Origin of the sequence: Micromonospora vulcania, from assembly GCF_042658605.1 — a bacterium.
GTDB classification, from domain to species: domain Bacteria; phylum Actinomycetota; class Actinomycetes; order Mycobacteriales; family Micromonosporaceae; genus Micromonospora; species Micromonospora vulcania.
The window spans coordinates 256,971-281,267 of sequence record NZ_JBHSQS010000010.1; the positions used below are offsets into that span (position 1 = coordinate 256,971).

Annotated in this window: 22 protein-coding genes and 1 riboswitch; of the genes, 11 read left to right on the top strand and 11 right to left on the bottom strand. The window is 73.4% G+C overall.

Translation table 11 applies throughout. From position 1 onward, the window contains the following. Positions 1-8: 8 nt before the first annotated feature. The 3 genes from ACFQGL_RS19065 to ACFQGL_RS19075 all read right to left on the bottom strand — a co-directional run bounded on the left by ACFQGL_RS19065 (position 9) and on the right by ACFQGL_RS19075 (position 3,863). Positions 9-254, bottom strand: coding sequence for a hypothetical protein (locus ACFQGL_RS19065; protein WP_377513522.1), 246 nt, complete (start codon positions 252-254; stop codon positions 9-11). A 76-nt stretch (positions 255-330) separates the two neighbouring features. Continuing rightward, positions 331-1,266 (bottom strand): GNAT family N-acetyltransferase, encoded by a 936-nt coding sequence (locus tag ACFQGL_RS19070; RefSeq protein ID WP_377513523.1) that lies wholly within the window; start codon positions 1,264-1,266, stop codon positions 331-333. A gap of 80 nt (positions 1,267-1,346) precedes the next feature. Further along, positions 1,347-3,863, bottom strand: a complete 2,517-nt coding sequence (locus tag ACFQGL_RS19075) for a S8 family serine peptidase (protein ID WP_377513524.1) — start codon at positions 3,861-3,863, stop codon at positions 1,347-1,349. 80 nt (positions 3,864-3,943) lie between these two features. On the opposite strand from ACFQGL_RS19075, the gene ACFQGL_RS19080 reads away from it, so the two are divergent. Further along, positions 3,944-5,758, top strand: coding sequence for a glycerol-3-phosphate dehydrogenase/oxidase (locus ACFQGL_RS19080; protein WP_377513551.1), 1,815 nt, complete (start codon positions 3,944-3,946; stop codon positions 5,756-5,758). 85 nt (positions 5,759-5,843) lie between these two features. Continuing rightward, entirely contained in the window at positions 5,844-6,380 is a 537-nt protein-coding gene (locus ACFQGL_RS19085; protein ID WP_377513525.1) for a hypothetical protein, read from the top strand. Between the two features lie 36 nt (positions 6,381-6,416). On the opposite strand, the gene ACFQGL_RS19090 is transcribed toward ACFQGL_RS19085, so the two are convergent. Next, entirely contained in the window at positions 6,417-7,817 is a 1,401-nt protein-coding gene (locus ACFQGL_RS19090) for an FAD-binding oxidoreductase (protein WP_377513526.1), read from the bottom strand. Between the two features lie 68 nt (positions 7,818-7,885). Between ACFQGL_RS19090 and ACFQGL_RS19095 the strand changes: the two genes are divergently transcribed. Next, entirely contained in the window at positions 7,886-8,158 is a 273-nt protein-coding gene (locus ACFQGL_RS19095; RefSeq protein ID WP_377513527.1) for a DUF4031 domain-containing protein, read from the top strand. On the opposite strand, the gene ACFQGL_RS19100 is transcribed toward ACFQGL_RS19095, so the two are convergent. Beyond that, on the bottom strand, positions 8,142-8,786 hold the full coding sequence (locus ACFQGL_RS19100) for an HD domain-containing protein (RefSeq protein ID WP_377513528.1): 645 nt from the start codon (positions 8,784-8,786) through the stop codon (positions 8,142-8,144). The genes ACFQGL_RS19095 and ACFQGL_RS19100 overlap by 17 nt on opposite strands. 109 nt (positions 8,787-8,895) lie before the next feature. Between ACFQGL_RS19100 and ACFQGL_RS19105 the strand changes: the two genes are divergently transcribed. Further along, the gene (locus tag ACFQGL_RS19105) at positions 8,896-10,128 is read left to right on the top strand and encodes an FUSC family protein (RefSeq protein WP_377513529.1); all 1,233 of its coding nucleotides are present in this window, start codon (positions 8,896-8,898) and stop codon (positions 10,126-10,128) included. Between the two features lie 180 nt (positions 10,129-10,308). On the opposite strand, the gene ACFQGL_RS19110 is transcribed toward ACFQGL_RS19105, so the two are convergent. Continuing rightward, a complete protein-coding gene (locus ACFQGL_RS19110) occupies positions 10,309-11,583 on the bottom strand; it encodes an aminotransferase class V-fold PLP-dependent enzyme (RefSeq protein WP_377513530.1) in 1,275 nt (424 codons plus the stop codon). A 45-nt stretch (positions 11,584-11,628) separates the two neighbouring features. Beyond that, positions 11,629-11,749: riboswitch (SAM riboswitch) on the bottom strand. 23 nt (positions 11,750-11,772) lie between these two features. On the opposite strand from ACFQGL_RS19110, the gene ACFQGL_RS19115 reads away from it, so the two are divergent. Next, positions 11,773-13,254, top strand: a complete 1,482-nt coding sequence (locus ACFQGL_RS19115; RefSeq protein WP_377513531.1) for a PrsW family intramembrane metalloprotease — start codon at positions 11,773-11,775, stop codon at positions 13,252-13,254. Between the two features lie 47 nt (positions 13,255-13,301). On the opposite strand, the gene ACFQGL_RS19120 is transcribed toward ACFQGL_RS19115, so the two are convergent. Further along, positions 13,302-13,469, bottom strand: a complete 168-nt coding sequence (locus ACFQGL_RS19120) for a hypothetical protein (RefSeq protein WP_377513532.1) — start codon at positions 13,467-13,469, stop codon at positions 13,302-13,304. 134 nt (positions 13,470-13,603) lie between these two features. Then, positions 13,604-13,942 carry a GroES family chaperonin gene (locus tag ACFQGL_RS19125; protein ID WP_377513533.1) on the bottom strand — a complete coding sequence of 113 codons (339 nt, stop codon included), beginning with the start codon at positions 13,940-13,942 and terminating at the stop codon, positions 13,604-13,606. 105 nt (positions 13,943-14,047) lie between these two features. Between ACFQGL_RS19125 and ACFQGL_RS19130 the strand changes: the two genes are divergently transcribed. Beyond that, positions 14,048-15,400, top strand: coding sequence for an AI-2E family transporter (locus ACFQGL_RS19130; RefSeq protein WP_377513534.1), 1,353 nt, complete (start codon positions 14,048-14,050; stop codon positions 15,398-15,400). A gap of 5 nt (positions 15,401-15,405) precedes the next feature. Here ACFQGL_RS19130 and ACFQGL_RS19135 read toward each other — a convergent pair whose 3' ends face one another. Next, the gene (locus ACFQGL_RS19135; protein WP_377513535.1) at positions 15,406-17,610 is read right to left on the bottom strand and encodes an ATP-dependent DNA helicase; all 2,205 of its coding nucleotides are present in this window, start codon (positions 17,608-17,610) and stop codon (positions 15,406-15,408) included. A gap of 104 nt (positions 17,611-17,714) precedes the next feature. Here ACFQGL_RS19135 and ACFQGL_RS19140 point away from each other — a divergent pair, with 104 nt between their 5' ends. Next, a complete protein-coding gene (locus tag ACFQGL_RS19140; protein WP_377513536.1) occupies positions 17,715-18,221 on the top strand; it encodes a DUF402 domain-containing protein in 507 nt (168 codons plus the stop codon). Between the two features lie 28 nt (positions 18,222-18,249). On the opposite strand, the gene sigJ is transcribed toward ACFQGL_RS19140, so the two are convergent. Next, positions 18,250-19,209, bottom strand: a complete 960-nt coding sequence (gene sigJ, locus ACFQGL_RS19145; RefSeq protein WP_377513537.1) for an RNA polymerase sigma factor SigJ — start codon at positions 19,207-19,209, stop codon at positions 18,250-18,252. Between the two features lie 148 nt (positions 19,210-19,357). Between sigJ and ACFQGL_RS19150 the strand changes: the two genes are divergently transcribed. From ACFQGL_RS19150 to ACFQGL_RS19160, 3 genes are all read left to right on the top strand, one after another. Then, positions 19,358-20,299 (top strand): PPK2 family polyphosphate kinase, encoded by a 942-nt coding sequence (locus tag ACFQGL_RS19150; protein ID WP_377513538.1) that lies wholly within the window; start codon positions 19,358-19,360, stop codon positions 20,297-20,299. Positions 20,300-20,427: 128 nt separating this feature from the next. Further along, the gene (locus ACFQGL_RS19155; protein ID WP_377513539.1) at positions 20,428-21,054 is read left to right on the top strand and encodes a DUF47 domain-containing protein; all 627 of its coding nucleotides are present in this window, start codon (positions 20,428-20,430) and stop codon (positions 21,052-21,054) included. Between the two features lie 10 nt (positions 21,055-21,064). Then, positions 21,065-22,072, top strand: coding sequence for an inorganic phosphate transporter (locus ACFQGL_RS19160; RefSeq protein WP_377513552.1), 1,008 nt, complete (start codon positions 21,065-21,067; stop codon positions 22,070-22,072). A gap of 70 nt (positions 22,073-22,142) precedes the next feature. Here the strand turns inward: ACFQGL_RS19160 and ACFQGL_RS19165 are convergent, their stop codons facing one another. After that, on the bottom strand, positions 22,143-23,111 hold the full coding sequence (locus ACFQGL_RS19165; RefSeq protein ID WP_377513540.1) for a Gfo/Idh/MocA family protein: 969 nt from the start codon (positions 23,109-23,111) through the stop codon (positions 22,143-22,145). A 271-nt stretch (positions 23,112-23,382) separates the two neighbouring features. Between ACFQGL_RS19165 and ACFQGL_RS19170 the strand changes: the two genes are divergently transcribed. Continuing rightward, positions 23,383-24,216: an NUDIX hydrolase gene (locus ACFQGL_RS19170; RefSeq protein ID WP_377513541.1), complete on the top strand. Its 834-nt coding sequence runs from the start codon at positions 23,383-23,385 to the stop codon at positions 24,214-24,216. Positions 24,217-24,297: the final 81 nt, after the last annotated feature.

The window sequence follows — 24,297 nt, forward strand, 5'->3', positions numbered from 1 at the left end:
GTTTTTCGTCAGGTAGGTAGCGGGCGCTGGTTACGCCGCTTGTGCGCCCGGCCGTACGGCGGCGGGAGTTGGATCGGCGCGTCCACCATCTCCTGCGACTCCTCGACCACCGCCTCGCCGTCGGCGGTCATTTCGGCCAACTGTTCGGCGTCGCCGTAGTCGAGCCGGTCGAACGGCAGTTGGCCGGGGAGTTCGCCGACCGGTTTCCAGGTGACGGGCGGGCCGTCCTCGGTCTGGTCGTCATCCGTGGTCATGGCTGCCTCCTCTACCAAAACGGTAGGGGGCATCGATGGCCCTCGGGGGCGAATGGATCAATGTCCCATTTGCCGGTTATAGTGTCGACACGGTCCGTCGGTACAGAAAGAAGACCCGCTCGATCCGGGCACCCGCGCTGCCCGAATAGAACGGCACCGGCCCGACCCAGCCGATCTGTGCCCGGTCCAACCCCGCCGCCCGCTGATCCTGCAGGCAGCGACGCAGCAGCACCCCGCCGATGCCCGACCCCTCGGCGGCCGGCGCGGTGCCCATCGGCCCGAACCAGCTCGGCCGGGACGACCCGTACGCGGCGAAGCCGAGCACCTCACCGTCCCGCTCCGCCAGGTGGCAACCGGCGCCGTCGCGGCCCACCGATTCGGACAGCTCGCCGTCCCATGTGCCACCGAAGGTGGATCGGGCGAACGCGACCAGCGCCGGCAGGTCCGCCGGCTCGGCCCGGCGTACGGCGATGCCCTGCTCGGCGAGCCGCCGTTCCGTCGCCTCGGTGGACCGCAGTGCCTTCGACCCGTCGTACGACAGGTCGGCCGTCATGTTCCAGGCGGTCCGGTCCTGCTGGTAGCCGAGCGCCAGTGCGGCGCACACCGCTGGCGTGTAGCGCACGTCGATGCCCGGCCAGGCGTAGTAGGGCGGGTTCCCGGCCAGCAGCACCTCGGTCGCGCCGCGCTCGGCGAGCACCCGCTCGGCCCGCTCCACCAGCACCCGGCCGACGCCCCGGCGGCGCTGATCCGGCAGCACCGCGACCAGGTCCACGTGCCCGAGGCCGGGGTCGGACGACGGCACCGAGCAGAGCAGCACCCCCACCAGGTCCGTCCCCCGGTACGCGCCCAGCGCGACCACCGGCCGGTCGGAGGCGGCCCGGGGCCAGAGCGTGTCCACCACGGCTCCCGCCTCGGCGGCGTCCTCCGGCAGGTCGAGTGCTCGTTCGCAGAGCCGCACCACGGCGGGTGCCTGGTCGAGGGTCAGCTCGGTGATGGTGATCTCGGCATCCATGGTCGCCGACCCTAGATGACCGGGTGTCGGTCCAGGATCCCCCATCGTGTTAGGAAGGGCCCCCTGTACAACCGCAGGCGTTAATAAGGTGCCCTTCCTTGCCGCTGGGCGGCTTGCACGGCGGCGTAGGCGTCGACCTGGCCGGCTCCGGTGACGTTCGCCGGACCGCCGCAGGCGTCCGACGGGTTGCGGGTGCGGTAGGTCGGCTCGGCCGGAGTCGCGGTGTCCCGCAGGATCTGCCGGGTCCGGGCCAGGTCACCGACCAGCGCCGGGTTCGCCGACCACATCAGCGCGACCACCCCGGCCACCTGCGGGGTCGCCATCGAGGTGCCGTCGAGTGCGGAGTATCCGCCGCCCGGCATGGCCGACACCACGTTCACGCCCGGTGCCAGCACGTCCGGCTTGTTCGGCCCACCAGCAACCGGCCCTCGGGAGGAGAACTCGGCCACCCGGCGCTGCGCGTCCACCGCGCCCACGGTCAGCACGTCCGGGTACGGCGCCGGCGGGTCGTCGATCGACGCGCACCACGGGCCGGTGTTGCCGGCGGCGGCGACCACGAAGATCCCGGCGGCGTCCAGCGCCGCGGTGGCCGGCCGCAGCGCACCCGGGTCGCAGCCCTCGATCGCCGGGCAGCCCCACGAGTTGGTCAGCACCTGCGGTGCGCGCTCCGGCCGGCCGTCGGTGAACGCGTTCCCGCCGGCCGGGAAGGGCGCCAGCATGAACTGGAGGCAGTCCAGGTAGTGCGCCGGGCTGCCCAGGTTGCGGTCCAGGTTGACGCAGCCCACCCACTGGGCGTCCGGTGCGACCCCGATGCCGCCCCGACCCACCGCGCTGCCCACCGTGTGTGTGCCGTGCCCGCCCTGGTCGGTAGGGGCCCGGGTGCCGTCCCACGGGTCGTACCAGGAGTCGTCCCCGCCGCGGAACCCGGCCCGCAGCGCCGGGTGGGTGCCGTCCACGCCGGAGTCCGAGCTGCCCACCACGATGCCCGTACCGGTCACCCCGAGCTGCGACCAGACCCGGTCCGCGCCGAGTTGGCGGATGTTCCACTCCGGGCCGGTGGGCGTGGGCGCGGTGCCCCGGGTCTGTCCGGCGGGTGCCGGCAGCGGGCGGAGGCGCTGGCTGACCAGCACCCGGGCCACCTCCGGTCGACGCGAGAGCCAGGCCCGTACCGCCGGTCCGCCGTCCACCTCGATCGCGTTCACCAGGTAGTACGGCACCGGGTCGAGCCGCAGCCGGGTCAGCGTCCCGCGCAGGTCGGCCTGGCTTCGGTCGGCGGTGGTCACCAGCCGCCGGTAGACCTCCGCCGCCCGGGCGTCCCGCCCGGCCCGGCCCGGAGCGCCGGCCGGCAGCCCGGTCAGGTCGGCCTGCTCCCGCAACACCACCAGCAGGCGTTCGCCGTACAGGCCGGGTTGACCGGGCCCGACGTCGACCACGCCCACCGTCGCCAGCAGCACCACCGCGGCCAGCGCGGCAACGCGACGACTCGGGGTACGGGCCGTCGGCCGGGCCAGCAGCACCGCGTACCCGATGGCGACCAGGACCGCGACGGCGAGCCCGGCGACGGCGGCGGTCGCCACCCAGAACGGCACGTCGCGGGTGCCGACCAGCAGCAGGGTGATCTCTTCCGGGTCGGTGAAGGCGAGCGGGCCGAGCGCGGTCAGGCCCACCAGCCAGCCGATCGCGGACCGGCCGGCACGTACGGCGTCCGCCGGGTCCGGCGCCCCGGCGGGGGCGGGCCGCCAGGTCGCGGCCCGCAGGGCGGCCAGCGCGAAACCCACCGGTGGCAGGGTCAGCAGTGCGGGCAGTTGCGCGCCGGACTGGCCGGTTCCGGCGGCGAGCAGTAGCAGCGCCACCCCGGCGACCAGGCCACCGACCAGCACCAGTCGGGCCGGTCGAGGCGGATGACCGACCGCGAACGTCGACCAGAAGGTCTGGTCCAGCAGCGTGGCGGCCAGCACCCCGAGCGCGGCCGCCGCCAGCAGGGCGAGCGCGGTCTCCAGCGGCCCGCCGAGCGCGCCCAGCCAGGCCCAGGGCAGCAGCAACGCCAAGCCGGCGGCGATCGCGAGCAGCGGCACCGGGCCCGGGCGGCGCACCTCGCGTACGCCTCCGGCCGGCTCCGGACCGTCGGCGGCCCGGAACGGGCCGGTGGACGCGGACCGGCGTGCCCACCGGCGCAGAACGAGCGCGGTGAGTGCCGTCGTGCTGGCCAGGACGGCGAGGTACGCCTCGTGGTGTACCGGCGGCACGATCCGCAACAGTGTGAGCACCCCGAGCGCGAGCGTCGCGCCCAGCCAGGCCCGCCCGGTGGCCCGGACCGCCGCCGACCGGGGCAGCAGTGCCAGCAGCAGAGCGGGCGTGCCCACCAGTACGACGGTGGCCAGGCCCAGCACCGGCCAGAGCCAGCCGACCCGGTCCCGTCCGAAGCTCAGCAGCACCTGGTCGGTGAGCCAGCCACCGGCCTGGGTGGCCACGGTGACGGCCACCGTCCAGCCGCCGACCAGCACCGCGGCGACCACCGGCCAGGGGTTTGCCCGGCCCGGGGGTGACGGCTGGTGGTGCGGCGGTTGACCAGCGGGTGACGGAGAGCCGACCTGCATGACTCGCACAGTACGGGGCGGGCGGCGCATGTCGACACGCTGGCGACGGCGGTTACGGTGGACGGGTGCGCGACCCCAACATCTCCCGCTCCGTAGCCGGGCAGCTCTCGCCGGTCCGCCGCGTCGCCGACCTGCGCCGACTCCGCGCCGAACGCTTCGACGTGCTGGTCATCGGGGGTGGGGTGACCGGTGCCGGTGCCGCCCTGGACGCGGCGTCCCGGGGCCTGAAGGTGGCCCTGGTCGAGGCGCGCGACCTCGCGTCGGGCACCTCCAGCCGGTCCAGCAAGCTGATCCACGGTGGCCTGCGCTATCTGGAGCAGTTGGAGTTCCACCTGGTCCACGAGGCGCTCACCGAGCGCGGCCTGCTGGCCACCCGGCTCGCGCCGCACCTGGTCCGCCCGGTGCCGTTCCTGGTGCCGCTGCCGGCGGGTCGGGGCCTGCGGGGTCTGGCCGGCCGGGCCTTCCGCCGCTCGTACTACGGGGCCGGCGTGGCCACCTACGACGCCTTCGCCGGGGTCTTCGGTGGCGGCCGGGGCATGCCGCTGCACCGGCACCTGACCCGCGAGGGAGCTCGGCGGATCTTCCCGAGCCTCCGGGCGGACGCGTTGGCCGGGGCGATCCGCTACTACGACGGTCAGGTGGACGACGCCCGGCTGGTGGTCACCCTGGCCCGCACCGCGGCCAGCCTCGGTGCCACGGTGGTGAGCAGCACCCGCGCGGTCGGCCTGATCCGGGAGGCGCGGGAGGTGACCGGCGTCCGGGTTCGTGACCTGGAGGTGCCGGCCGGCTCCCCGGACGCGGAGTTCGAGGTACGCGCCCGCACCGTCATCGCCGCCACCGGCGTGTGGAGCGACGACATGTCGCAGATGCTCAACGACGTGGGCCTGCGGCCCGGCATCCGGGTGCGCGCCTCCAAGGGGGTGCACCTGGTGGTGCCCCGCTCGGCGATCACCGGAGAGACCGGGCTCATCCTGCGTACGGCGAGTTCGGTGCTCTTCGTCATCCCGTGGGGCGGGCACTGGATCATCGGCACCACGGACACCGACTGGCGGCTGGACCGGTCCCATCCGGCCGCCTCGGCCCGCGACATCGACTACCTGTTGGAGCAGGTCAACTCCGTCCTGGACCGGCCGCTGACCACCGCCGACATCGAGGGCGTCTACGCCGGGCTGCGGCCGTTGCTGGCCGGCGAGGCGGATTCCACCTCGAAGCTCTCCCGCGAGCACGCGGTCTTCGAGCCGATGCTCGGGCTGCTGCTGGTCGCCGGCGGTAAGTACACGACGTACCGGGTGATGGCCTCCGACGTGGTCGACCGGGCCGCGCGCCGGTTGGGTGGCGCGCGCTCGTCGCGTACCGCCGACCTGCCGCTGCTCGGCGCCGACGGGTACCCGGCCATGTGGCGGGACCGGGCCGACCTGGCCCGTCGCCACGGCGTGCCGGTCGGCGTGGTGGAGCACCTGCTGGAGCGGTACGGCACGCTCACCCTGGACCTGCTGGCGCTGATCGAGGCCGAGCCGCTGCTGGCCTCCCCGCTGGCCGGTGCCCCGGAGTACCTGGCTGCCGAGGTCACCTACGCGGCGCGGGCCGAGGGCGCGTTGCACCTGGAGGACGTGCTGACCCGCCGGACCCGGATCTCCTTCGAGACCAGCCATCGGGGGCTGGAGTCGGCGGAGCACACCGCCGAGCTGATGGGCGCGGTGCTCGGTTGGGACGCGGCGACCCGGGCTCGCGAGGTCGAGCACTACCGCGCACGGGTGGAGGCGGAACGGCAGTCTCAGCTGATGCCGGACGACGCCGCGGCGGACGCGGCCCGGCTGGGTGCTCCGGACGTACGGGGCTACGCGGCCGACCGGGGTGGCGACGATCAGGCCGAGCTGTCCACTCCGTCCCGATGACCCAAAACGTTACCGAAGAGTAACCATCGATACCGGCCCGGATGGTGGTTTCGGTCACTACCTACGGTGTAGTAGGTTTCCGCGCGTGCTTTCCCGCGCGCGCCGACGTCTGCTCACCCCCCTTCTCGCCGCGGCGCTCGCCAGCGCCCTGACCGGGTGCTCGCTGCTCGACCGGAGCTCCGGTGACACACCGGCGGGGCAACCCTCGGCCGGCGCCGCCGCCGGAGGCTCGGTGCCCGAGATCCCGACGACGATCGCCGCCGGGCAGGTGAGCCTGCTCCAGCGGCTCGGTGCCGATGCCCCGCTGCGCTCTCTGAGCGTCCAGCGCGACGGCGCGTGGCAGTGCGTCGACTGCGCCGGGGACGGGGTCACCTCCCGGGGCACGCTGGCGCCGGAGCAGACCGAACGCCTCCAGGTGCTGCTCGCCGACCCGGCGCTGGCCAAGGAGACCGACCAGGTCCGGCTGTACCGGACGACCTGCATCGACGCGCTGACCTCCAGCCTGCTCACCTCGTCCGGCCTGATCACCTCGCAGGACTGTCCGGGCGAGGAACGCCCGCCGATCGCCGGGGAGATCCTGCTGCTGCTCACCCAGGCGACCCCGGCCGAGATCAAGGGCTGACCCCGCCAGCAGCGTCGGCTCGGGCCCCCGACGAGGTCAGAGCACCTTGCCGGGGTTGAGCAGGCCCGCCGGATCCAGCGCCGACTTGATCGCCTGGTGCACCCGGACGCCGATCGGCCCGATCTCCTGGGCCAGCCAGTCCCGCTTGAGTAGTCCCACCCCGTGCTCGCCGGTGCAGGTGCCGCCCAGGTCGAGGCCGAGCTGCATAATCAGGTCGAACGCCCGCCGGCCCCGTTCCAAGCTCGCCGGATCGGCCCGGTCGATCACGATGTTCGGGTGCATGTTGCCGTCGCCGGCGTGCCCCACGACACCGATCGGCACGTCGCAGTCCGCCGCGATCCGGGCTACCCCGTCCAGCAGCGCGGCGAGCGAGCCGCGCGGTACGGCCACATCGTCGATCACCAGCCCACCGTTGCCACCCGGGTACGCGTCCGCCGCGAACTTCTCCATCGCCGGATGAGCCAGCCGCCGGGCCTGTAGGAGTGCCGCCGCCTCGACCGCATCGGTGGCCGCGTAGACCTCGTCGGCGCCGGCCGCCTCGCACACCTCGGCCAGGTCGGCCAGGTCGTCGGCGGCCCGGGCCCCGGTGTCGGCGGCGGCCAGCAGCAGGGCCTGCGCGTCGGTACGCAGCCCCATCGGCTGGTACGCCTCGATCGCGCGCAGGTGGGTCTGATCCAGCAGCTCCAGCAGGCTGGGAGTGAGCCCCCGGGCGGCGATCTCGGCCACCGCCGTGCCGGCCGCCGTGGTGGACGGGAAGACGGCCACCAGGGTCAGCGAGTCCGCCGGGGCGGGCCGCAGCGCGACGGTCACCTCGGTGATCACCCCGAGGGTGCCCTCCGAACCGACGAAGAGCCGGGTGAGGTCGTACCCGGCCACCCCCTTGGCGGTACGCCGGCCGGTGCGCAGCACCTCGCCGGAGGCGAGCACCACCTCCAGGCCGAGCACGTACTCGGTGGTCACGCCGTACTTGACGCAGCACATGCCGCCGGCGTTGGTGGCCACGTTGCCGCCGATCGTGGACGACTCCCAGGAGCCGGGGTCCGGCGGGTACCAGAGCCCCTGCTTGGCCACCGCGGCGGCCAGCGTCGCGTTGACCACACCCGGCTGGACCACCGCGATCCGGCTCACCGGGTCGATCTCCCGAATCTCGTCCATCGCGACGGTGCTCAACACCACCGCGCCGTCCACCGCGTTCGCCGCGCCGGCCAGCCCGGTCCGCGCGCCCTGCGGCACCACGGGTACGCCGTGCCGTGCCGCCGCCCGGACCACCGCGACCACCTGCTCGGTGTCCCGTGGGCGGGTCACCACCAGCGGGGTGCCGGCGGCGCAGAGGTCGGCCTCGTCCCGTTGATGCGTACGCAGCAGGTCCGGGTCGGTGAGCACGGCGTTCTCGCCCAGCGCCGCGCGCAGGTCGTCGAGGAGTGGGGTGGCGGCCATGCAGCTGAGGCTAGGTCGCCGACCGCCGATCATCAACATGATCGACTACGCGGGCTAGCTTGGGCACCATGCTCTACCTGGACCGGCCTGCCTGGCCGTGGCGTGGCCGCCTCTGGTCGCACCTGATCAGCGACGTCTCGTACGCCGAGCTGCACGCCTTCGCGGAGGCGCTGGGCGCACCCCGGCGCGGCTTCGACCGGGACCACTACGACATCCCGGCCGAGCGGTTCGCGGCGGCGGTGTGGCTCGGTGCCCGGGAGGTGCCGAGCCGGGAACTGGTCCGGCTGCTCCGCGACGCTGGACTGCGCCGCCCGAAGCACCTGGTCAGTCGGCAGCGGTGAGCGTGGTCAGCTCGCGGCGCAGGTTGGCCCGGGCCGGCTGCTCCCACCGCTGCGCCAGCGCCGGCAGGCGAAAGAGCGCGGGCAGCGCCAACAGCCCGTTGAGCACCCCGGCCCGTCCGAGTCGGAAGGCTGGCTCCGGCACGTGCGCGTACTCCTGGCGGATCGCCGCCGCGTAGCGGTCGTACGCGGCCGGCGGTGCCGCCAGCACGGCGAGGTCCGCGTCGCAGAGCAGGGCGCCGTCCCGGTCGCCCAGCGCCACCACGTGCCCGGCGGTGAGCAGCACCAGTCGGCGTACCTCGGCCACCGCGGGCGACGGCACCCCGAGCCCGGTGAGCAGGTCCGTGGCCAGCGTGGCGCTGTCCCGTTCGTTGGCGTCGCCCGTCGCGCGCGGGTCGTAGATCGCGTCGTGGCACCAGGCCGCCAGCCGGACCAGGTCGGCCCGATCGGCCGGCCCGGCGTGCCGGTCCACCACGTCAAGTACGGCGGTCAGGTGGGTCACCGTGTGGTAGCGCCGGTGCGGCTCCCGCCACCGGGCGAGCAACTCCTCGCCGGCCCGGGTCACACCCGCGTCGGGCCGCGCTCCGGCACCTCGGGCGGCTGCCCGCCAGCGGTCCAACAGATCGATCACCGCCCGAGTCTGCCGTATCCGACCGGAGCGCACGGAACGGGAGGATTCAGCGGGCGCGCCTCGGGTAGTCGCGCCCATGGCCGTGGCCCGGGACAAACGCCCCCCGCTGATGCGACGTACCGCGCTGCGTGAGGGACTGGTGGACATCGACGGCGCGCGGATCGCCGAGGCCACCGAGCAACTGCGCCATCGCGGCCGGGCCACCCTGCACGATCGGCTGCACCGGGTACGGATGGCCGGCGGTCTGGCCGTACAGGCCGGGTTGGCCGCCGGCCTGGCGTACCTGATCTCGCACAAGGTGCTCGGCAACCCGCAGCCGGTCTTCGCGCCGATCTCGGCGGTCGGCACCCTGGCCGCGTCCGTCGGCCAGCGGTTCCGCCGGACCGTGGAGCTGATCGCCGGGGTCGGGATCGGGGTGGGCATCGGCGACTTCCTGATCTATCTGGTCGGCACCGGTGCGTGGCAGCTCGGGGTGGTGGTCACGGTGGCGATCCTGCTGACCATCTTCGCCGGGGCCAGCGTGGCCATCGTCATCCAGGCGGCGGCCACGGCGGTCCTGATCGTCACGCTGAGCCCGTCAACCCAGAACCTGGAGATCCCGCGCTTCGTGGACGCGTTCCTCGGCGGTGGGGTCGCGCTGCTGGTGACGGCGGTGCTACTGCCGCTGAACCCGCTACGGGTGATCAACCGTGCTGCCCGGCCGGCGCTGGACCTGCTCGCCGCCCAGCTCGACGCCACCGCCGACGGGTTGCGCAACCGGGACCGCGCCAGCGTCCAGCGGGCGCTGGAGCGGCTGCGCAACAACAAGGAGGAACTGGCCACGTTCGCCGAGGCGATCGAGGGGGCGAAGGAGACCGCTACCCTCTCTCCGGCCCGCTGGCACCGACGCAGCGAACTGGTCCACTACGCGGCGGCGGCGGACCCGATCGACCGGGCGATGCGCAACACCGGCACGCTGATCCGTCGGTCCGTCACGCTGATCGAGGACGACGAGCCGGTCCCCGATCCGATGCCGGACGCGATCAGGCACCTCGCCGAGTCGGTCCGGCTGCTCAAGCACGAGTTCTCCGTCGGCGAGGACCCGCAGAAGGCCCGGGAACGGTCGCTGCGCGCGGTCAGCGAGGCCGGCCGGGCGTACGGTGCCGGGGTCGGCTTCTCGGGCAGCGTGGTGATCGCCCAGGTCCGGACCACGGCAAGTGACCTGCTGGTGGCCTCGGGCATCGAGCAGGAGGAGGCGAACCGGTGCATCCGTGACGCCTTCGGTGAGCAGGAGCGGCCGGCCGCCGGAGGACCCGAGCCGGGCGAGCCCCCCAAACCCCCCGCCGCACCACCGGTCGGCTGACAAGTGCAAGGAAGGGCCCCCTCCTAACGTCTCAGGTATAGGAAGGGGCCCTTCCTAACGCGTGGCAGGCCGGCGCTAACGCGTGGCAGGCCGGCGCTAACGCGTGGCAGGCCGGCGGTAACGCGTGGCAGGCCGGCGGTAACGCGTGGCAGGCCGGCGCTAACGCTTGGCGGGCCGGGCTCAGCTCAGCGCGGCGAGGGCGGCTAGCAGCCGGTCCACCTGGGCGGTGGTGCTGCCCAGGCCGATGCTGGCGCGCAGCGCGGTGGGCGGCAGGTCCCGCAGGCCGGTACGTCCCGCCGCCTCGGCGAGCAGCCGCCGGGCCAGCGGGTGGGCACAGAACAGCCCGTCCCGTACGCCGATCCGGTGCTCGGCGGCCAGCCGGGCGGCCACCTCAGCGGAGTCCTTTCCGGCGACCACGAACGAGACGATGCCGACCCGGGGCGCGTCCGCGCCGAAGGTGCGCAGCTCCACCACGTGCGGCAGGGCGGCGATACCGGTCCGCAGCCGGGCCAGCAGCGCCTGCTCGCGGGCGGCCAGCGCGGCCCGGTCCGCGTCGGTCAGCGCCGTACACACCGCGGCCAGCGCCACCGCGCCGAGCAGGTTCGGGGTGCCACCCTCGTGCCGGGCCGGGCCGGTCACCCAGGTCACGTCGTGGGTGGCCGGGCCGACGTGCCGGGTCGCGCCGCCACCGGCCAGGTACGGCGGGGCGGCGTCCAGCCAGTCCGCCCGGCCGATCAGCACGCCCGCGCCGAACGGCGCGTACAGCTTGTGGCCGGAGACCGCCAGGTAGTCCACGTCGAGCGCGAGCAGGTCGACCGGGGCATGCGGGGCGAGCTGTGCGGCGTCGAGGACGATCCGGGCGCCGTGCCGGTGCGCCACCCGGGCCAGCTCGGCGACCGGCCAGCGCTCGCCGGTCACGTTGCTCGCTCCGGTCACCGCGACCAGCACCGGCAGCGCCGGGTTGCTGTCCCGGCGCAGCTCGGTGAGGGCGGCGGCGAGCGCGCGTACCGCCCCGTCGGGGTCGGTGGGCACCGGCAGCCGGACCGAGCCGCGCGGCCAGGGCAGCAGGTTGGCGTGGTGCTCCCCGGCGAAGGTGACCACCGTCGTGCCGGCGGGTAGCGCCCGGGCCAGCAGGTTGAGTGCGTCGGTGGTGTTGCGGGTGAAGATCACGTGGTCTTCGGCGCGGGCGCCGAAGAAGTCGCCGATCGTCTGGCGGGCCTGCTCGTAGGCCAGCGTGCTGCGCCGGGACAGCGCTCCCGCGCCGCGGTGCACGCTGGCGTACCAGGGCAGCAGTTCGGTCACCGCGTCGGCGGCGGCCCGCGCGCACGGCGCGGTGGCCGCGTAGTCCAGGTTGATCTCGCCCGGTACGCCGAGCACGTCGAGCGGTGCCGGCGCGGCGGGCGCGGGCGCGGCGACGGAGCGGGTGGGCAGCGAGGGTACGAGAGTGACGGACACGCCGGAACCTCCGGGGTCAGGGACCCCGGGTGCACGTCGGGACGGGGTCCGCGCTTGCCCAGCACGCCGATCGGGCTGGGCCCGGTCATCACCCGGGGCACCCCACCGCGAACTCGACGAGGGTTGCCGGCCAGCAAGCCGGGGCTTGACGCTGGCGCTCGTGACCTCCGGGCAGCATAGCGGCTGCCGATGCGGCCGGACCAGTCGGCGGCGGATGGCTACGCTGACCGCATGGCCGACACCCCGCCCGGTGCACCCCTGCCTCCGTCGCCGCCCGTGCCCATCGAGCCGTCCGCCGGCGAGGCGCCCCGGATGCCGTTGCGCCGGCTGGGCTGGCGGCGGTTCCTGGTGCTGGCCGGGGTGGTGCTCTTCATCGCCGCGTGCGCCGTGTTCATGGTCTTCACGCTCGGCCAGTCGCTCGGCGTACGGGCGCTGCTGATCGGGGTCGTCGCCGCGATCCTGCCGGTGCCGGTGCTGGTCGCCTGCTTCCTGTGGCTGGACCGGTACGAGCCGGAGCCGCTCAAGTACCTGATCTTCTGCTTCGCCTGGGGAGCGTTCGTCTCCACAGCCGCCTCGCTCACCGTGAACGAGTTCGCCGCCGCCCGGTTCGACGACTGGGGGTTGCCGGCCGCGCTGACCGGGGTGCTGGTGGCGCCGTTCATCGAGGAGCTGACCAAGGCTCTCGGCCCGATCCTGCTGCTGGTGTTCCGCCGCCGGGAGTGGTCGGGGATCACCGACGGCCTAGTCTACTGCGGGCTCTCGGCGGTCGGCTTCGCCATGGTGGAGAACATCCTCTACCTGGGCGGGTACGGCTACGCGAGCGGTGCCGACCGGTACGGGCCGGCGACCGGGACCCAGCAGGTCATCGCCATCTTCATCGTCCGGATCCTGCTGTTCGGGTTCGCCCATCCGCTCTTCACCTCGATGACCGGTGTGGGGCTGGGTGTCGCGGCGCGGGCGGCCGATCGACGGGTCCGGGTGTTCGCCCCGATCGCCGGCCTGTTGCTGGCGATGATGCTGCACGGCACCTGGAACCTGCTGCCGACGCTGACCCAGGCCACCGGCGAGGCGGTGATCATGTTGTACGGCTTCCTCGGCCTGATGGTCCCGATCTTCTTCGGCATGGTGGGCCTGGCGGTGTGGCTGCGCGCGTGGGAGGGGCGGCTCACCGAGCGGACGCTGCCGGACTACGTACGCGCCGGCTGGCTCAGCCCGCCCGAGGTGGCTGCGTTGAGCAGCCTCGGCCGTCGGCACGCGGCCCGCAGTTGGGCCCGCCGGGTGGCCGGGGACGCCGGTGTGCGGGCGATGCGCGGCTACCAGTTCGCCGCCACCCGGCTGGCCCTGTTGCGGGACGGGACGCTGCGGGGCCTGGATCGCAAGCCCTCCGACCTGGAACGGACTGCCCGGGAGGAGCGGGAGCTGCTGGAGGCGATCACCGCGTACCGGTCGTTCTTCGTCGGTCGGGACCCGCAGGCGCCGGTCGGGGTCTGGGACGGCAGCCGCTACCACCTGCGGTTCCCGGACGGGTCGCAGCGCGCGGTGGCCGCTCCGGACGAGCCGGTGGTGCCGATCCCCGTGGTGCTGGCCCCGCCACCACCGCCGCCGGGCTACGCCCCACCCGGCTGGTACGGCCCGCGACCGGCCGTGCCCTGGTCGCCCGGTCAGCACTGACGGCGGCCCGGCGGCCGTGCGGGTCAGGTCTGCCGAAGGCCGTTCGGTCAGGTCATCAGGGTGGTGAGGAAGTCGCCGAGGCCCTGGGCCATCGCCATCAGCGCTGCCCCGATCCCCTTGAACAACTGCGCGGCACCGTCTGGCCGAAAGGCCATGAAGTAGATCAGGAACGCGACGCTGCCCCAGGTCAGCAGCTTCTTGACGAAAATCGGCATCGTCCCTCCCCAGGGCCACGGTCGCCGGCTGGCTTCCCGCCGTGCGGCCAGGCAAACGGCGGGCCGCCGCCGCTCGGCGTACGGCCGGCCCCGCGCTGGGGGGTCGCGCCACCGGAACCGGCGGGGGAGGTACGTCAGAGGTAGAGGCCGGTGGAGTCGTTGTCGACCCGCTCGGCGGCCACGGCGTGTACGTCGCGCTCGCGCAGCAGCACGTAGCCACGGCCGTGCAACTCGACCTCGGAGCGGTCGTCCGGGTCGAAGAGCACCCGGTCACCGGAGACGATGGCCCGGACGTTCGGCCCCACCCCGACGGCGGTGGCCCAGGCGAGGCGCTTGCCGACCGCGGCGGTCGCGGGGATGACGATGCCGGCGGTGGAGCGGCGCTCGCCCTCGCTGCCCTCCATCCGTACCAGCACCCGGTCGTGCAGCAGGCGGATCGGCAGGCCGGCGTCGAGATCCTGGTCGGCGGTCACCTGGCAGACGCTACCGTGTCGGCGACGGCCGATCGCTGGTGGTTACGCCCGGGACGGCCGGGGCATTGTGTAGCGGAACTGCCCTACGGTGTCGGGAACGGACGTATGCTGTCCGACCTGTCGCCGTGGGCGGACCGGTTTCTCTGCCAGGAGGTGCGCTTGAGTCGCTTCGAGCGGGTACGCGGGCGGCTCCGCCGCGCCTACGAGTCGCGACGGGAGCCGGTGAGCACCGACCGGAGCGACTTGATCGACGTCCCGGAATCCGCCCGGGTTGCCTCGCCGGACGCGCCGGGGCCGGTCGCGCCTCCGACGGCCGAGGTCGTCGGCGCGGAGCCTCCGGTGCAGGCGCACAGCACGACCGCCAGCCGGGACGACGCCCATGTGCCGCACGGGCTGCGGATCGCCGCCGCCTGGTGCTGGCGGCTGATCGTGATTGGGTTGGTGGCCTGGGCGCTGCTCCGGATCGTCAGCACCGTCAAGATCGTGATCATTCCGCTGGCCATCGCACTGCTGCTCTCGGCGCTGCTCGCGCCGGCGGTGGGCTGGCTGCTGCGGGCCCGGCTGCCCCGGTCACTCGCGACAGCGGTCGTACTGGTCGGCGGGCTGGCGGCGGTGATCGGCACGCTCACCCTGGTGGTCAACGAGTTCATCCGGGGGGTGCCGGAGCTGAGCGAGAAGTCCTCGGAGGGCGTCCGGCAGATCCAGAACTGGCTCAAGACTGGCCCGCTGCACCTCTCCGACACCCAACTCGACGGCTACATCGACGAGGCGCAGAGCTGGATCAACGGCAACACCTCGAAGTTCACCAGCGGCGCCCTGAGCACCGCGGCCACGCTGGCCGAGGTGCTGACCGGCACGCTGCTGGTGCTCTTCGCCACGTTCTTCTTCCTCCGGGACGGCAGCCGGATCTGGCGCTTCCTGGTCCGGCTGCTGCCGGTGGCGGCTCGCTGGAAGGTCGACGACGCCGGCCGTGCCTCGTGGCAGACGCTGGTCGCGTACGTCCGGGCCACCGTGCTGGTCGCCTTCATCGACGCGGTCGGCATCGGCATCTTCCTGGTCATCTTCGACGTCCCGTTCGCCTTCCCGCTGGCCGCGCTGGTCTTCCTCGGGGCGTTCATCCCGATCGTCGGTGCGGCGCTCTCCGGAGGCGTGGCGGTGCTGGTGGCGCTGGTCGACAGCGGCCCGGTCACCGCACTGGTCATCCTGGGCGCGGTGATCGGCGTGCAGCAGGTGGAGGGTCACATCCTCCAGCCGCTGATCATGGGACGCGCGGTGGCCCTCCACCCGCTCGCGGTGATCATCGGGATCGCCGCCGGGGTGGTGCTCGCCGGGATCACCGGCGCGCTGGTCTCCGTGCCACTGATCGCCGTGTTGAACACGGCAATCCGCCGACTGGTCGCCCGAACCGTCCCGGACACCCCACCCGACGCCGTGGTCGTCGCCTCACACGCCCCCTGACGGCGTCAGGCGGTGGCCAGGCGCTGCAGGGCGCCGCGGGCCACCTCGGGGCGGGTGGTGTACCAGAACGGCGGCAGCGAGCGACGCAGGAACGGCCCGTAGCCGCGGGCGGTCTCCAGCCGGGAGTCGAGCACCGCGACCACGCCCCGGTCGCCGGTCGCCCGGATCAGCCGACCCACGCCCTGGGCCAGTCGGACCGCCGCGATCGGCACGCTGACCGCCGCGAAGCCGGAGCCGCCGCCCGCGTCCACGGCCGCGGCGCGGGCCGCCGCCAGCGGCTCGTCCGGCCGCGGAAAGGGCAACCGGTCGATGACCACGAGCTGGCAGGCGTCACCGGGCACGTCCACGCCCTGCCAGAGCGACATCACCCCGAAGAGGCAGCTGGAGCGCTCCTCACGGAACCGGCGGACCAGCAGTGGCAGTGCCTCCTCGCCCTGCAGCAGCACCGGCAGGTCGGTCCGCGCGCGCAGCAGCTCCGCCGCCTGCTGCGCGGCCCGTCGGGAGGAGAAGAGCCCGAGGGTACGACCACCGAGCGCCTCGACCAGCCCGAGCAGCTCCTCACCCGCCGCCTCGGGCAGCCCGGAGACGCTGGGCCGGGGCAGGTGCGACGCGACGTACAGGATGCCCTGGCGTGCGTAGTCGAACGGCGAACCCACGTCCAACGAGCGCCAACCCGGACCCTCGGTCGCGGGCACGGCGACACCCGCCGACGCGTCGCCGGCCAGCCGGCGGCCGGGAGCCTCGGCGGCCGGGCGACCCGGGCCGGTGCGGGCGGCCTGCGCGGCGGCGGCCGGGGACGGCGGAGTGGGCGGCGGCGCGTCCAGCCCGAGGGCGCGGGCCACCGTGTCGAACCGGCCGCCGAGCGCGAGGGTGGCCGAGGTGGCGACCACGGTGCGCTCGTCGTACAGATGGGTGGCGAGCGTGCCGGCGACCGACAGCGGCGCGACCACCAGTGCCCGCCGGCTGCCGCTGTCGTTCTTCTCCACCCAGGCCACGTCGTGGTCGGCCTCCTCCAGCAGCCGCTGCGCGGTGGTGGAGAGCTCGTCCAGCACGGCCTTGGCCTGCTGCTTGCGGACCGGGTCGGGATCGTCGGACTTGACCTCACCGATCGCGTCGAGCGCGGCGCGGGTGGCCGAGTCGAGCAGCGTGCACGCCTCGCGAAGCGGCGTCGGCAGACCGGCGGTGAGCCGGCCGGCCGGTGCCTCGGCCAGCCCGACCGCGAGGGCGTCGCCGGCCGCGGTGAGGGCCTCGGCGGTCTCCGGCCGCAGCAGCGGGCGGGCCCGCCGGGTGGACCGGTCGATCAGCTCCGGCACCAGCTCCGCCTGGGCCGCCGAGGAGACCCGGTCGGCCAACTCGTGCGCCTCGTCGACGATGAGCAGCTTGTGCGGCGGCACGATGTGCCGGTCGGCCAGCATGTCGACCGCGAGCAGGCTGTGGTTGGTCACCACGATGTCGGCCTCACGAGCCCGCGCCCGGGACGCCTCGGCGAAGCACTCCGCGCCGAACGGGCACCGGGTCGCACCGACGCACTCCCGGGCCGGCATCGAGACGAGCCGCCAGGCCTGGTCGTCGACGCCTGGGTCCAGCTCGTCCCGGTCGCCGGTGGCGGTCTTGTCGGCCCAGTCGCGTAGCCGCTGGATCTGCTTGCCCATCCGGCCCGCCTCGCCGAGCCACTTCGTGCCGCCGCCGGGGCGCGCGGCCGGAGCGTCGAAGAGGGTGTCCTCCGGCTCCTCCTCATTGGAGTTGTCCAGTCGGGCCAGGCAGAGGTAGTGGTGGCGGCCCTTGAGCACCGCGAAGGTGGGCCGGCGGCCGAGCAGCGGCTCGACCGCGTCGGCAAGCCGGGGCAGGTCGTGGTCGACCAGTTGGGACTGCAACGCCAGGGTGGCGGTGGAGACCACCACCGGGCCGTCCACGGTGAGCGCCGGCGCCAGGTATGCGAGCGACTTGCCGGTGCCGGTGCCGGCCTGGACGAGCAGGTGCTCGCCGCTGGTCACGCAGTCCTCGATCGCCGTGGTCATCTGCTGCTGGCCCGGGCGGGCCGCGCCACCGGGCACCGCGCCGACCGCAGCCGCCAGCAGGTCGGTGCCGCTGTGCTTGGCGCCCCGCCGCCGGCTTCCACCACGGGCCGACGGGGTGGCGGAACCGGTGGCGGTGCGGGGCGGAGTCACCGTGCGACGGTACCTGTCGCGGCCGACACCGACTGCGCCCATCCGCCCGCGTGGCGCGGTACCGCACCGGTCGGCCGACTCCGGTCGTCGCCGTCCGCTTATGGCCGTGCTACGCGGGGTGGGCGGTATCGGTTAGGGTGCGAATCATGCCGAGCGACATGGTCCGCGTGATCTACCGCAAGTACGACGGCAGCGCCCACCGCGACTACCCGGCCCGCCGGCTCGCCGAGGACGACCTCGGCATCTGGCTCGGCGTGCCGGCCGGCACCGAGTCGGTCTACCACGGCCGTCCGTCCGTGGAGAAGATCCCGTTCGTCCTGCTGGTGCCGCACCACGCCTGGTGGACGGGCATGTTCAACCCACCGCCCCGGACCAGCGAGGTCTACTGCGACATCGCCACCCCGGCCCGCTGGGAGTCCGACGAGCTGGTCCACCTGATCGACCTGGACCTGGACGTGGTCCGGCGCCGCACCACCGGCCTGGTCGAGCTGCTCGACGAGGACGAGTTCGCCGAGCACCGCGTCCGGTACGGCTACCCGGACGACGTGGTGGCCGAGGCCGAGGCGGCGGCCCAGCGCCTGTTCGGCGCGCTCGGTGACGGCACCGAGCCGTTCGCCACCTCGTACCGCAAATGGTTGGCCCTGGTGGTCTGAGCCCGCGCGGGCGCTCGGGCCGGTCGGCTCACCAGCTCGGCGGCCAGTGGTCGTCGTCGTCCAGCGGCGGCAGGGTGGTGAGCTTCTCCGGGTTGAGCTGGTTGAAGATCGCGGTGATCCGTCCCTGGTCCACGGCGAACGCGGTGACCAGGCGCAGCGGCCGGCCATCGGAATACACGGTCTCCATCTGAAGGCCGAGCACGCCGTCCACCAGCACCGGCCGGGCCAGCACCCGGCTGGTGTAGCGGCCGGCCCGACCGAACAGGCCGAGCGCGAAGCGGCCCACCGCCTGCGCGCCGAGCACCGGCCGGCGGGCCGCCGGGAAATGCCCACCGGAGTCGCCCACGAAGACCACCTCCGGGGCGAGCACCTGGAGCAGTTGATCCAGCTCGCCGGACTCGGTGGCGGCCACGAACGCGGCGACCACCCGGCGCTGTTCGGCCGGGTCGGCGGTGTGCCGGGGCAGGTCCGGCGCGGAGACCGCCCGCCGGGCCCGGGAGGCGAGCTGCCGGGCGGCCACGTCGGTGGTGCCGAGCACCTCGGCGACCCGGGCGAACGGCACCGCGAACACGTCGTGCAGCACGAAGGCGACCCGCTGCTCCGGCGCGAGCCGCTCCAGCACCACCAGCAGCGCCGTGCCGACCTGATCGGTGCGCACCGCCCGCTCGGCCGGGTCGGGGGCGTACGCGTCGTTCGACGTGCCCAGCGGGCTCACCACCGGCTCCGGCAGCCACTGACCGGGGTACGCCTCCCGGCGGACCCGGGCCGAGCGGAGCACGTCCAGGCAGATCCGGGCGCAGGTGGTGGTCAGCCAGGCGGACAGCTCGCGAATCTCGGCGCGGGCCGCCGGGTCGGCGAGCGCCCCGGCGTAACGAAGCCAGGTCTCCTGCACCGCGTCCTCAGCCTCGCTGCGGCTGCCCAGCATCCGGTGGGCCACCGCGAGCAGTCGACCCCGCTCGGCCTCGAACTCCGTCGCCAGGTCCCGCATGACCCACCACCCATCCCGACCGGTTGGTACCCGTGTCCCGTACACATCCTCCCGCGAGCCGGCCGTCCCGGCGGACCCGGAGGTGGCTGCCCGTACGCGGGGTGGCGCTCGGCGGGCGGATGGACTGCGGGTGGGCGATGATCCGAGGATGAGCGCACCCCAGGAAGCGCAGATCGTGGCACCGGACGGCGGCTCCATGCGGGAATTGCTGCGGGTCACCGCCCCGGTGGATCTCGGCGCGATCGATCCTCGGTCCATGCCCGGCCTCCCGTCCGGCAAGGTGACCGGTGAGCAGCGCAAGGCCTGGGCCCGTACGCAGGTGGAGTCGGTCGGCGCGGAGCTGGGCCGACAGCAGGAGATGCTCTTCGCGATGGCCAAGGCCGACTCGGACCGGCCGGCGCAGCGGGTACTGCTGGTGCTCCAGGCGATGGACTGTGGCGGCAAGGACGGCACGATCAAGCGGGTGGCCGGCGCGATGAACCCGCTGGGCCTGCACATCCGTTCGTTCGGCCCGCCGACCCCGCAGGAGCTGCGGCACGACTTCCTGTGGCGGATCCGCCGGGCGCTGCCGCCGCCCGGGTACGTCGGGGTGTTCAACCGGTCGCACTACGAGGACGTCCTGATCGCCCGGGTCGGCTCGCTGGTGCCCGACGCCACCTGGCGGGCCCGCTACGACGAGATCAACTCCTTCGAGCGGGAGTTGGCCGGCGACGGGGTGACCCTGATCAAGGTGATGCTGCACATTTCGTACGCGGAGCAGGGCGAGCGGCTGCTGGAGCGGCTCACCGATCCGCGTAAGCACTGGAAGTACAACCCCTCGGACGTCGACTCCCGGGCTCAGTGGGACGACTACCAGGCCGCGTACGCCGAGGCGCTGAGCCGGTGCGGCCCGGATGAAGCGCCCTGGTTCGTGGTGCCGGCGGACCGCAAGTGGTACCGGGACTGGGCGGTCTCCCACCTGCTGCGGGAGACGTTCGACACGCTCGATCTCGGGTATCCGCCTGCCGATTTCGACCTGGCGCACGAGCGGGAGCGGTTGCGAGCTGGGGGAGCGGGGGCGGATGCGGCCTCCGAGATGAACGTCAGGTGAACGATCGGTGAATGCGGCCTGGCCAGGGGTGGGCCGGCGAATTCGTGGATCTGTCGTTTCCTAGCATTCCCAGAGCGGGCGTCCGACGGGCGTCGCCACCCTTCCACCGACGCGACGAGGTCTGTGCTGTGAAGTTTTCCTTCCGCCCCACCGAGGGCGCCTTCTACGAGCTCTTCACCAGGGCCGCGCAGAACCTGGTCCGGGGCACCACGCTGCTGAACGAACTGGCCCTGCCCGGCGTCGACGTGCAGTCGGTCAGCGAGCGGCTGACCGAGGTCGAGCACGACAGCGACCAGATCACCCACGAGCTGTACAAGAAGATCAACTCTACCTTCATCACGCCGTTCGACCGGGAGGACATCTACCGGCTCGGCTCGCTGCTGGACGACGTGATGGACCACCTGGAAGCGGTCGGCGACCTGCTCTACCTCTATGGCCTGACCGAGTTGCCGGCACTGCCCCGCGAGCTGCACGAGATGGTGAACGTGCTCGACCAGCAGGCCAAGCTGACCGCCGAGGCGATGCCCCGCCTGCAGTCGATGAAGGACCTCGAGGACTACTGGATCGAGTGCAACCGGCTGGAGAACGAGGGCGACCGGATCAACCGGCAGCTGCTCGTCCGCCTCTTCTCCGGCGAGTACGACGCGTTGACGGTGCTGAAGATGAAGGAGGTCGCCGACGAGCTGGAGGCCGCCTGCGACGCCTTCGAGCACGTGGCCAACACAGTCGAGACGATCGCCGTCAAGGAGTCCTGAGCCGGTGACTCTGACTCCCGAACTCATCGCCGTGCTGGCGGTGATCGTCGCCGCCATGGCGTTCGACTATACGAACGGCTTCCATGACGCTGCGAACGCGATCGCCACCAGCGTCTCGACCCGGGCACTGACACCCAGGATCGCCCTGCTGCTGGCCGCGGTCGGCAACTTCATCGGCGCGCACTTCGGCGCCGGGGTGGCCAAGACCGTCGGCGATGGCCTGGTCACGCTGCCGACCGGGGTGGGCAGCCTGGGGGTGGTCTTCGCCGGGGTGCTCGGGGCGATCGCCTGGAACCTGATCACCTGGTACTTCGGCCTGCCGTCGTCCTCCTCGCACGCCCTCTTCGGCGGCCTGGTCGGGGCGACCCTGCTGGCCAGCGGCGGCATCGTGCAGTGGGGCAACATCGGCGAGAAGGTCATCCTGCCGATGGTGCTCTCGCCGATCGTCGGCCTCACCCTCGGCTACCTGCTGATGCTGGCCATCCTCTGGCTGTTCCGTAAGGGGCAGCCGGGCAAGCTCAACCGGGGCTTCCGCTGGGCGCAGACCCTCTCGGCGGCGGCCATGTCGGTCGGCCACGGTATGCAGGACGCCGCGAAGACCATGGGCATCGTGGTGCTGGCGCTCTACACCGGCGGATTCCAGGAGAGCAAGACGCACATCCCGGGCTGGGTGTTCTGGACCTCCGCCACGATGCTGGCGCTCGGCACCTACTCCGGCGGTTGGCGGATCATCCGTACCCTTGGTCGCAAGATCATCGACCTCGGCCCGCCGGAGGGCTTCGCCGCCGAGACGGTCGCCAGCGCGGTGCTCTACTTCAACGCCCTGGTGCTCAAGGCACCGATCTCCACCACCCACACCATCACCTCGGCGATCATGGGTGTGGGCGCGACCAAGCGGCTCTCCGCCGTCCGTTGGAACGTCGCCGGCAACATCGTGCTCGCCTGGATCATCACGTTCCCGGCCGCCGCGCTGATCGCCTGCGTCGCCTACCTACTGGTCCGGCCGCTCTTCGGCTGATCGGTCGTGGTTGAAGAAGTTGAAGGAGGGGTCCCTTACTAACGTCCAGCGTTAGTAAGGGACCCCTCCTTCACTCGTAGCGCACCCCGATCTGCTCGCGGATCGTGTCCAGCAGGGCCATCACCTCAAGCGTCGTGGCGTGCGGCACCAGCGGGCTCTCGGTCAGCCCGGCGGCCAGGCAGCGCTGCACCTCGATCGCCTCGTACTGATAGCCGCCACCGATACCCTCGTCGACGATCGTCTCCGGCTCGGCGCCATCCCGGTGCAGGATCAGCGCACCCGGGCGGAAGAACGGCTCCGGCAGGTCGATCCGGCCCGTGCTGCCGGTGATCGAGGCGGACACCCCGCTCGACCCGACCATGCCGCAGCTCAGGGTGGCCAGCGCGCCGTTGTCGTAGCCGAACAGAATGCCGGTGTTCTCGTCCGTCCCCTCCGGGCCGAGCTGTGCCCAGGACCGGATGTGCTGCGGCGTGCCGAGCAGCAGATGGGCCAGGCTGATCGGGTACACCCCCAGGTCGAGCAGGGCACCCCCACCCAGAGCGGCGTTGCGCATCCGGTGTTCCGGCGGGAACGGCCCGGCCACTCCGAAGTCGGCGCGGACGCTGCTCACCGTGCCGATGGCGCCCTGCGCGACCAGCTCGGCGGCCCGCAGGATCAGCGGGTTCGTCCGCATCCACATGGCCTCCATGAGGAAGACCTCTGCGGCGCGGGCGGTGTCCACCAGTTCGGTGCTGCTCGCCAGGTCGAGGGTGAACGGCTTCTCCAGCAACACCGGCCGCCCAGCCGTCAGGCAGGTCATCGCCGCCTCGTGGTGCGCGGAATGCGGGGTCGCCACGTAGATCGCGTCGACCTCGGGATCGGCGGCCAACTCCACCCAGGAGCCGTAAGCGCGCTTCGCGCCGTACGTGTCGGCGAAGCGCTGCGCGCTCTCCACGGCGCGCGAGCCGACCGCGACCAGCTCGGCGTCCGGCACCAGCCGGAGGTCTTCGGCGAAACGGCTGGCGATGTGGCCGGTGGCCAGGATGCCCCAACGAGTCATGCCGGCACGCTAGCCCAGCCAGGTGAACCGCCCGCTGGTCGGTCGCCGCCCAATGCATCCGTCGGGACCCCGGTGTGCTCCCGACCGCCGCAGGGCGGGGGACCTCTTCTCCGCCCTTTGCACTGCTTCAACGGACGCAACAGTGACCGGACGTCCTTGTTGCCTGGATTGAAGCAGAGCAAAGGGGGCGTGTGGAGGGTCGGCGGTCCGGCGGCGCCGGCCGGCGCCCGGGCCAGCCCGCGTCGGCCGGCTGGGGAACTAGGCTCGCGGCATGACGATCGACAGCGACGGCTTCGCCGCCCCCGCCGCCCTGGTCGAGCACGCCCGCCGGTTCCAGGCCGAGGGCGGCACCCCGGCGGTGCCCCGGGTCGCGGCCACCGTGCTGCTGCTGCGTCCGACCGACACCGACTTCGAGGTGTACGTCATCCGCCGGGTCGCCGCGATGACCTTCGGCGGGATGTACGCCTTCCCCGGCGGCGGGGTGGACCGCTCCGACTCCGAGGCACACCCGGATTGGGCTGGGCCGACACCGAGCGACTGGGCGGGGCGTCTCGGGGTGGCCCCGGCCGCGGCCCAGGCGGTGGTCTGCGCCGCCGCCCGGGAGGTCTTCGAGGAGGCCGGCGTACTGCTCGCCGGCCCGGACCAGGCGACCGTGGTGGGCGACGTCAGCGGCGACGACTGGGAGGCCGCCCGGCAGGACCTGGAGGGGCGGCGGGTGGGCTTCGCGGCGCTGCTCGCCGACCGGCGACTGACGCTCCGGTCGGACCTACTACTGCCGTGGAGCCGCTGGATCACCCCGGAGTTCGAGCCGCGCCGCTTCGACACGTACTTCTTCGTGGCTCTGCTGCCGGCCGGGCAGCGGACCCGGGACGTCTCCGGCGAGGCCGACCACACCATGTGGATCCGCCCGGCGGACGCGCTGGCCCGAGCCCAGGCGGGCGAGCTGACCATGCTGCCGCCCACCCTGGTCACCCTGGCCCAGGTGGCGGCGGCCGGCGACCTCGCCGGCGTGGCACAGGCGGCGGCCGATCGCGATGCCGCCACCCCGGTAACCCCCCGCCTCGACCTCCCGCCCAACGGCCAACCCCGCTTCCGCCTCACCTAACCGCCCCCCCCCCCGCCCCGCCCCCCCCCGCCCCGCCCCCCCCCCCCCCCCCCCGCCCCCCCCCCCCGCCCCCCCCCCCCC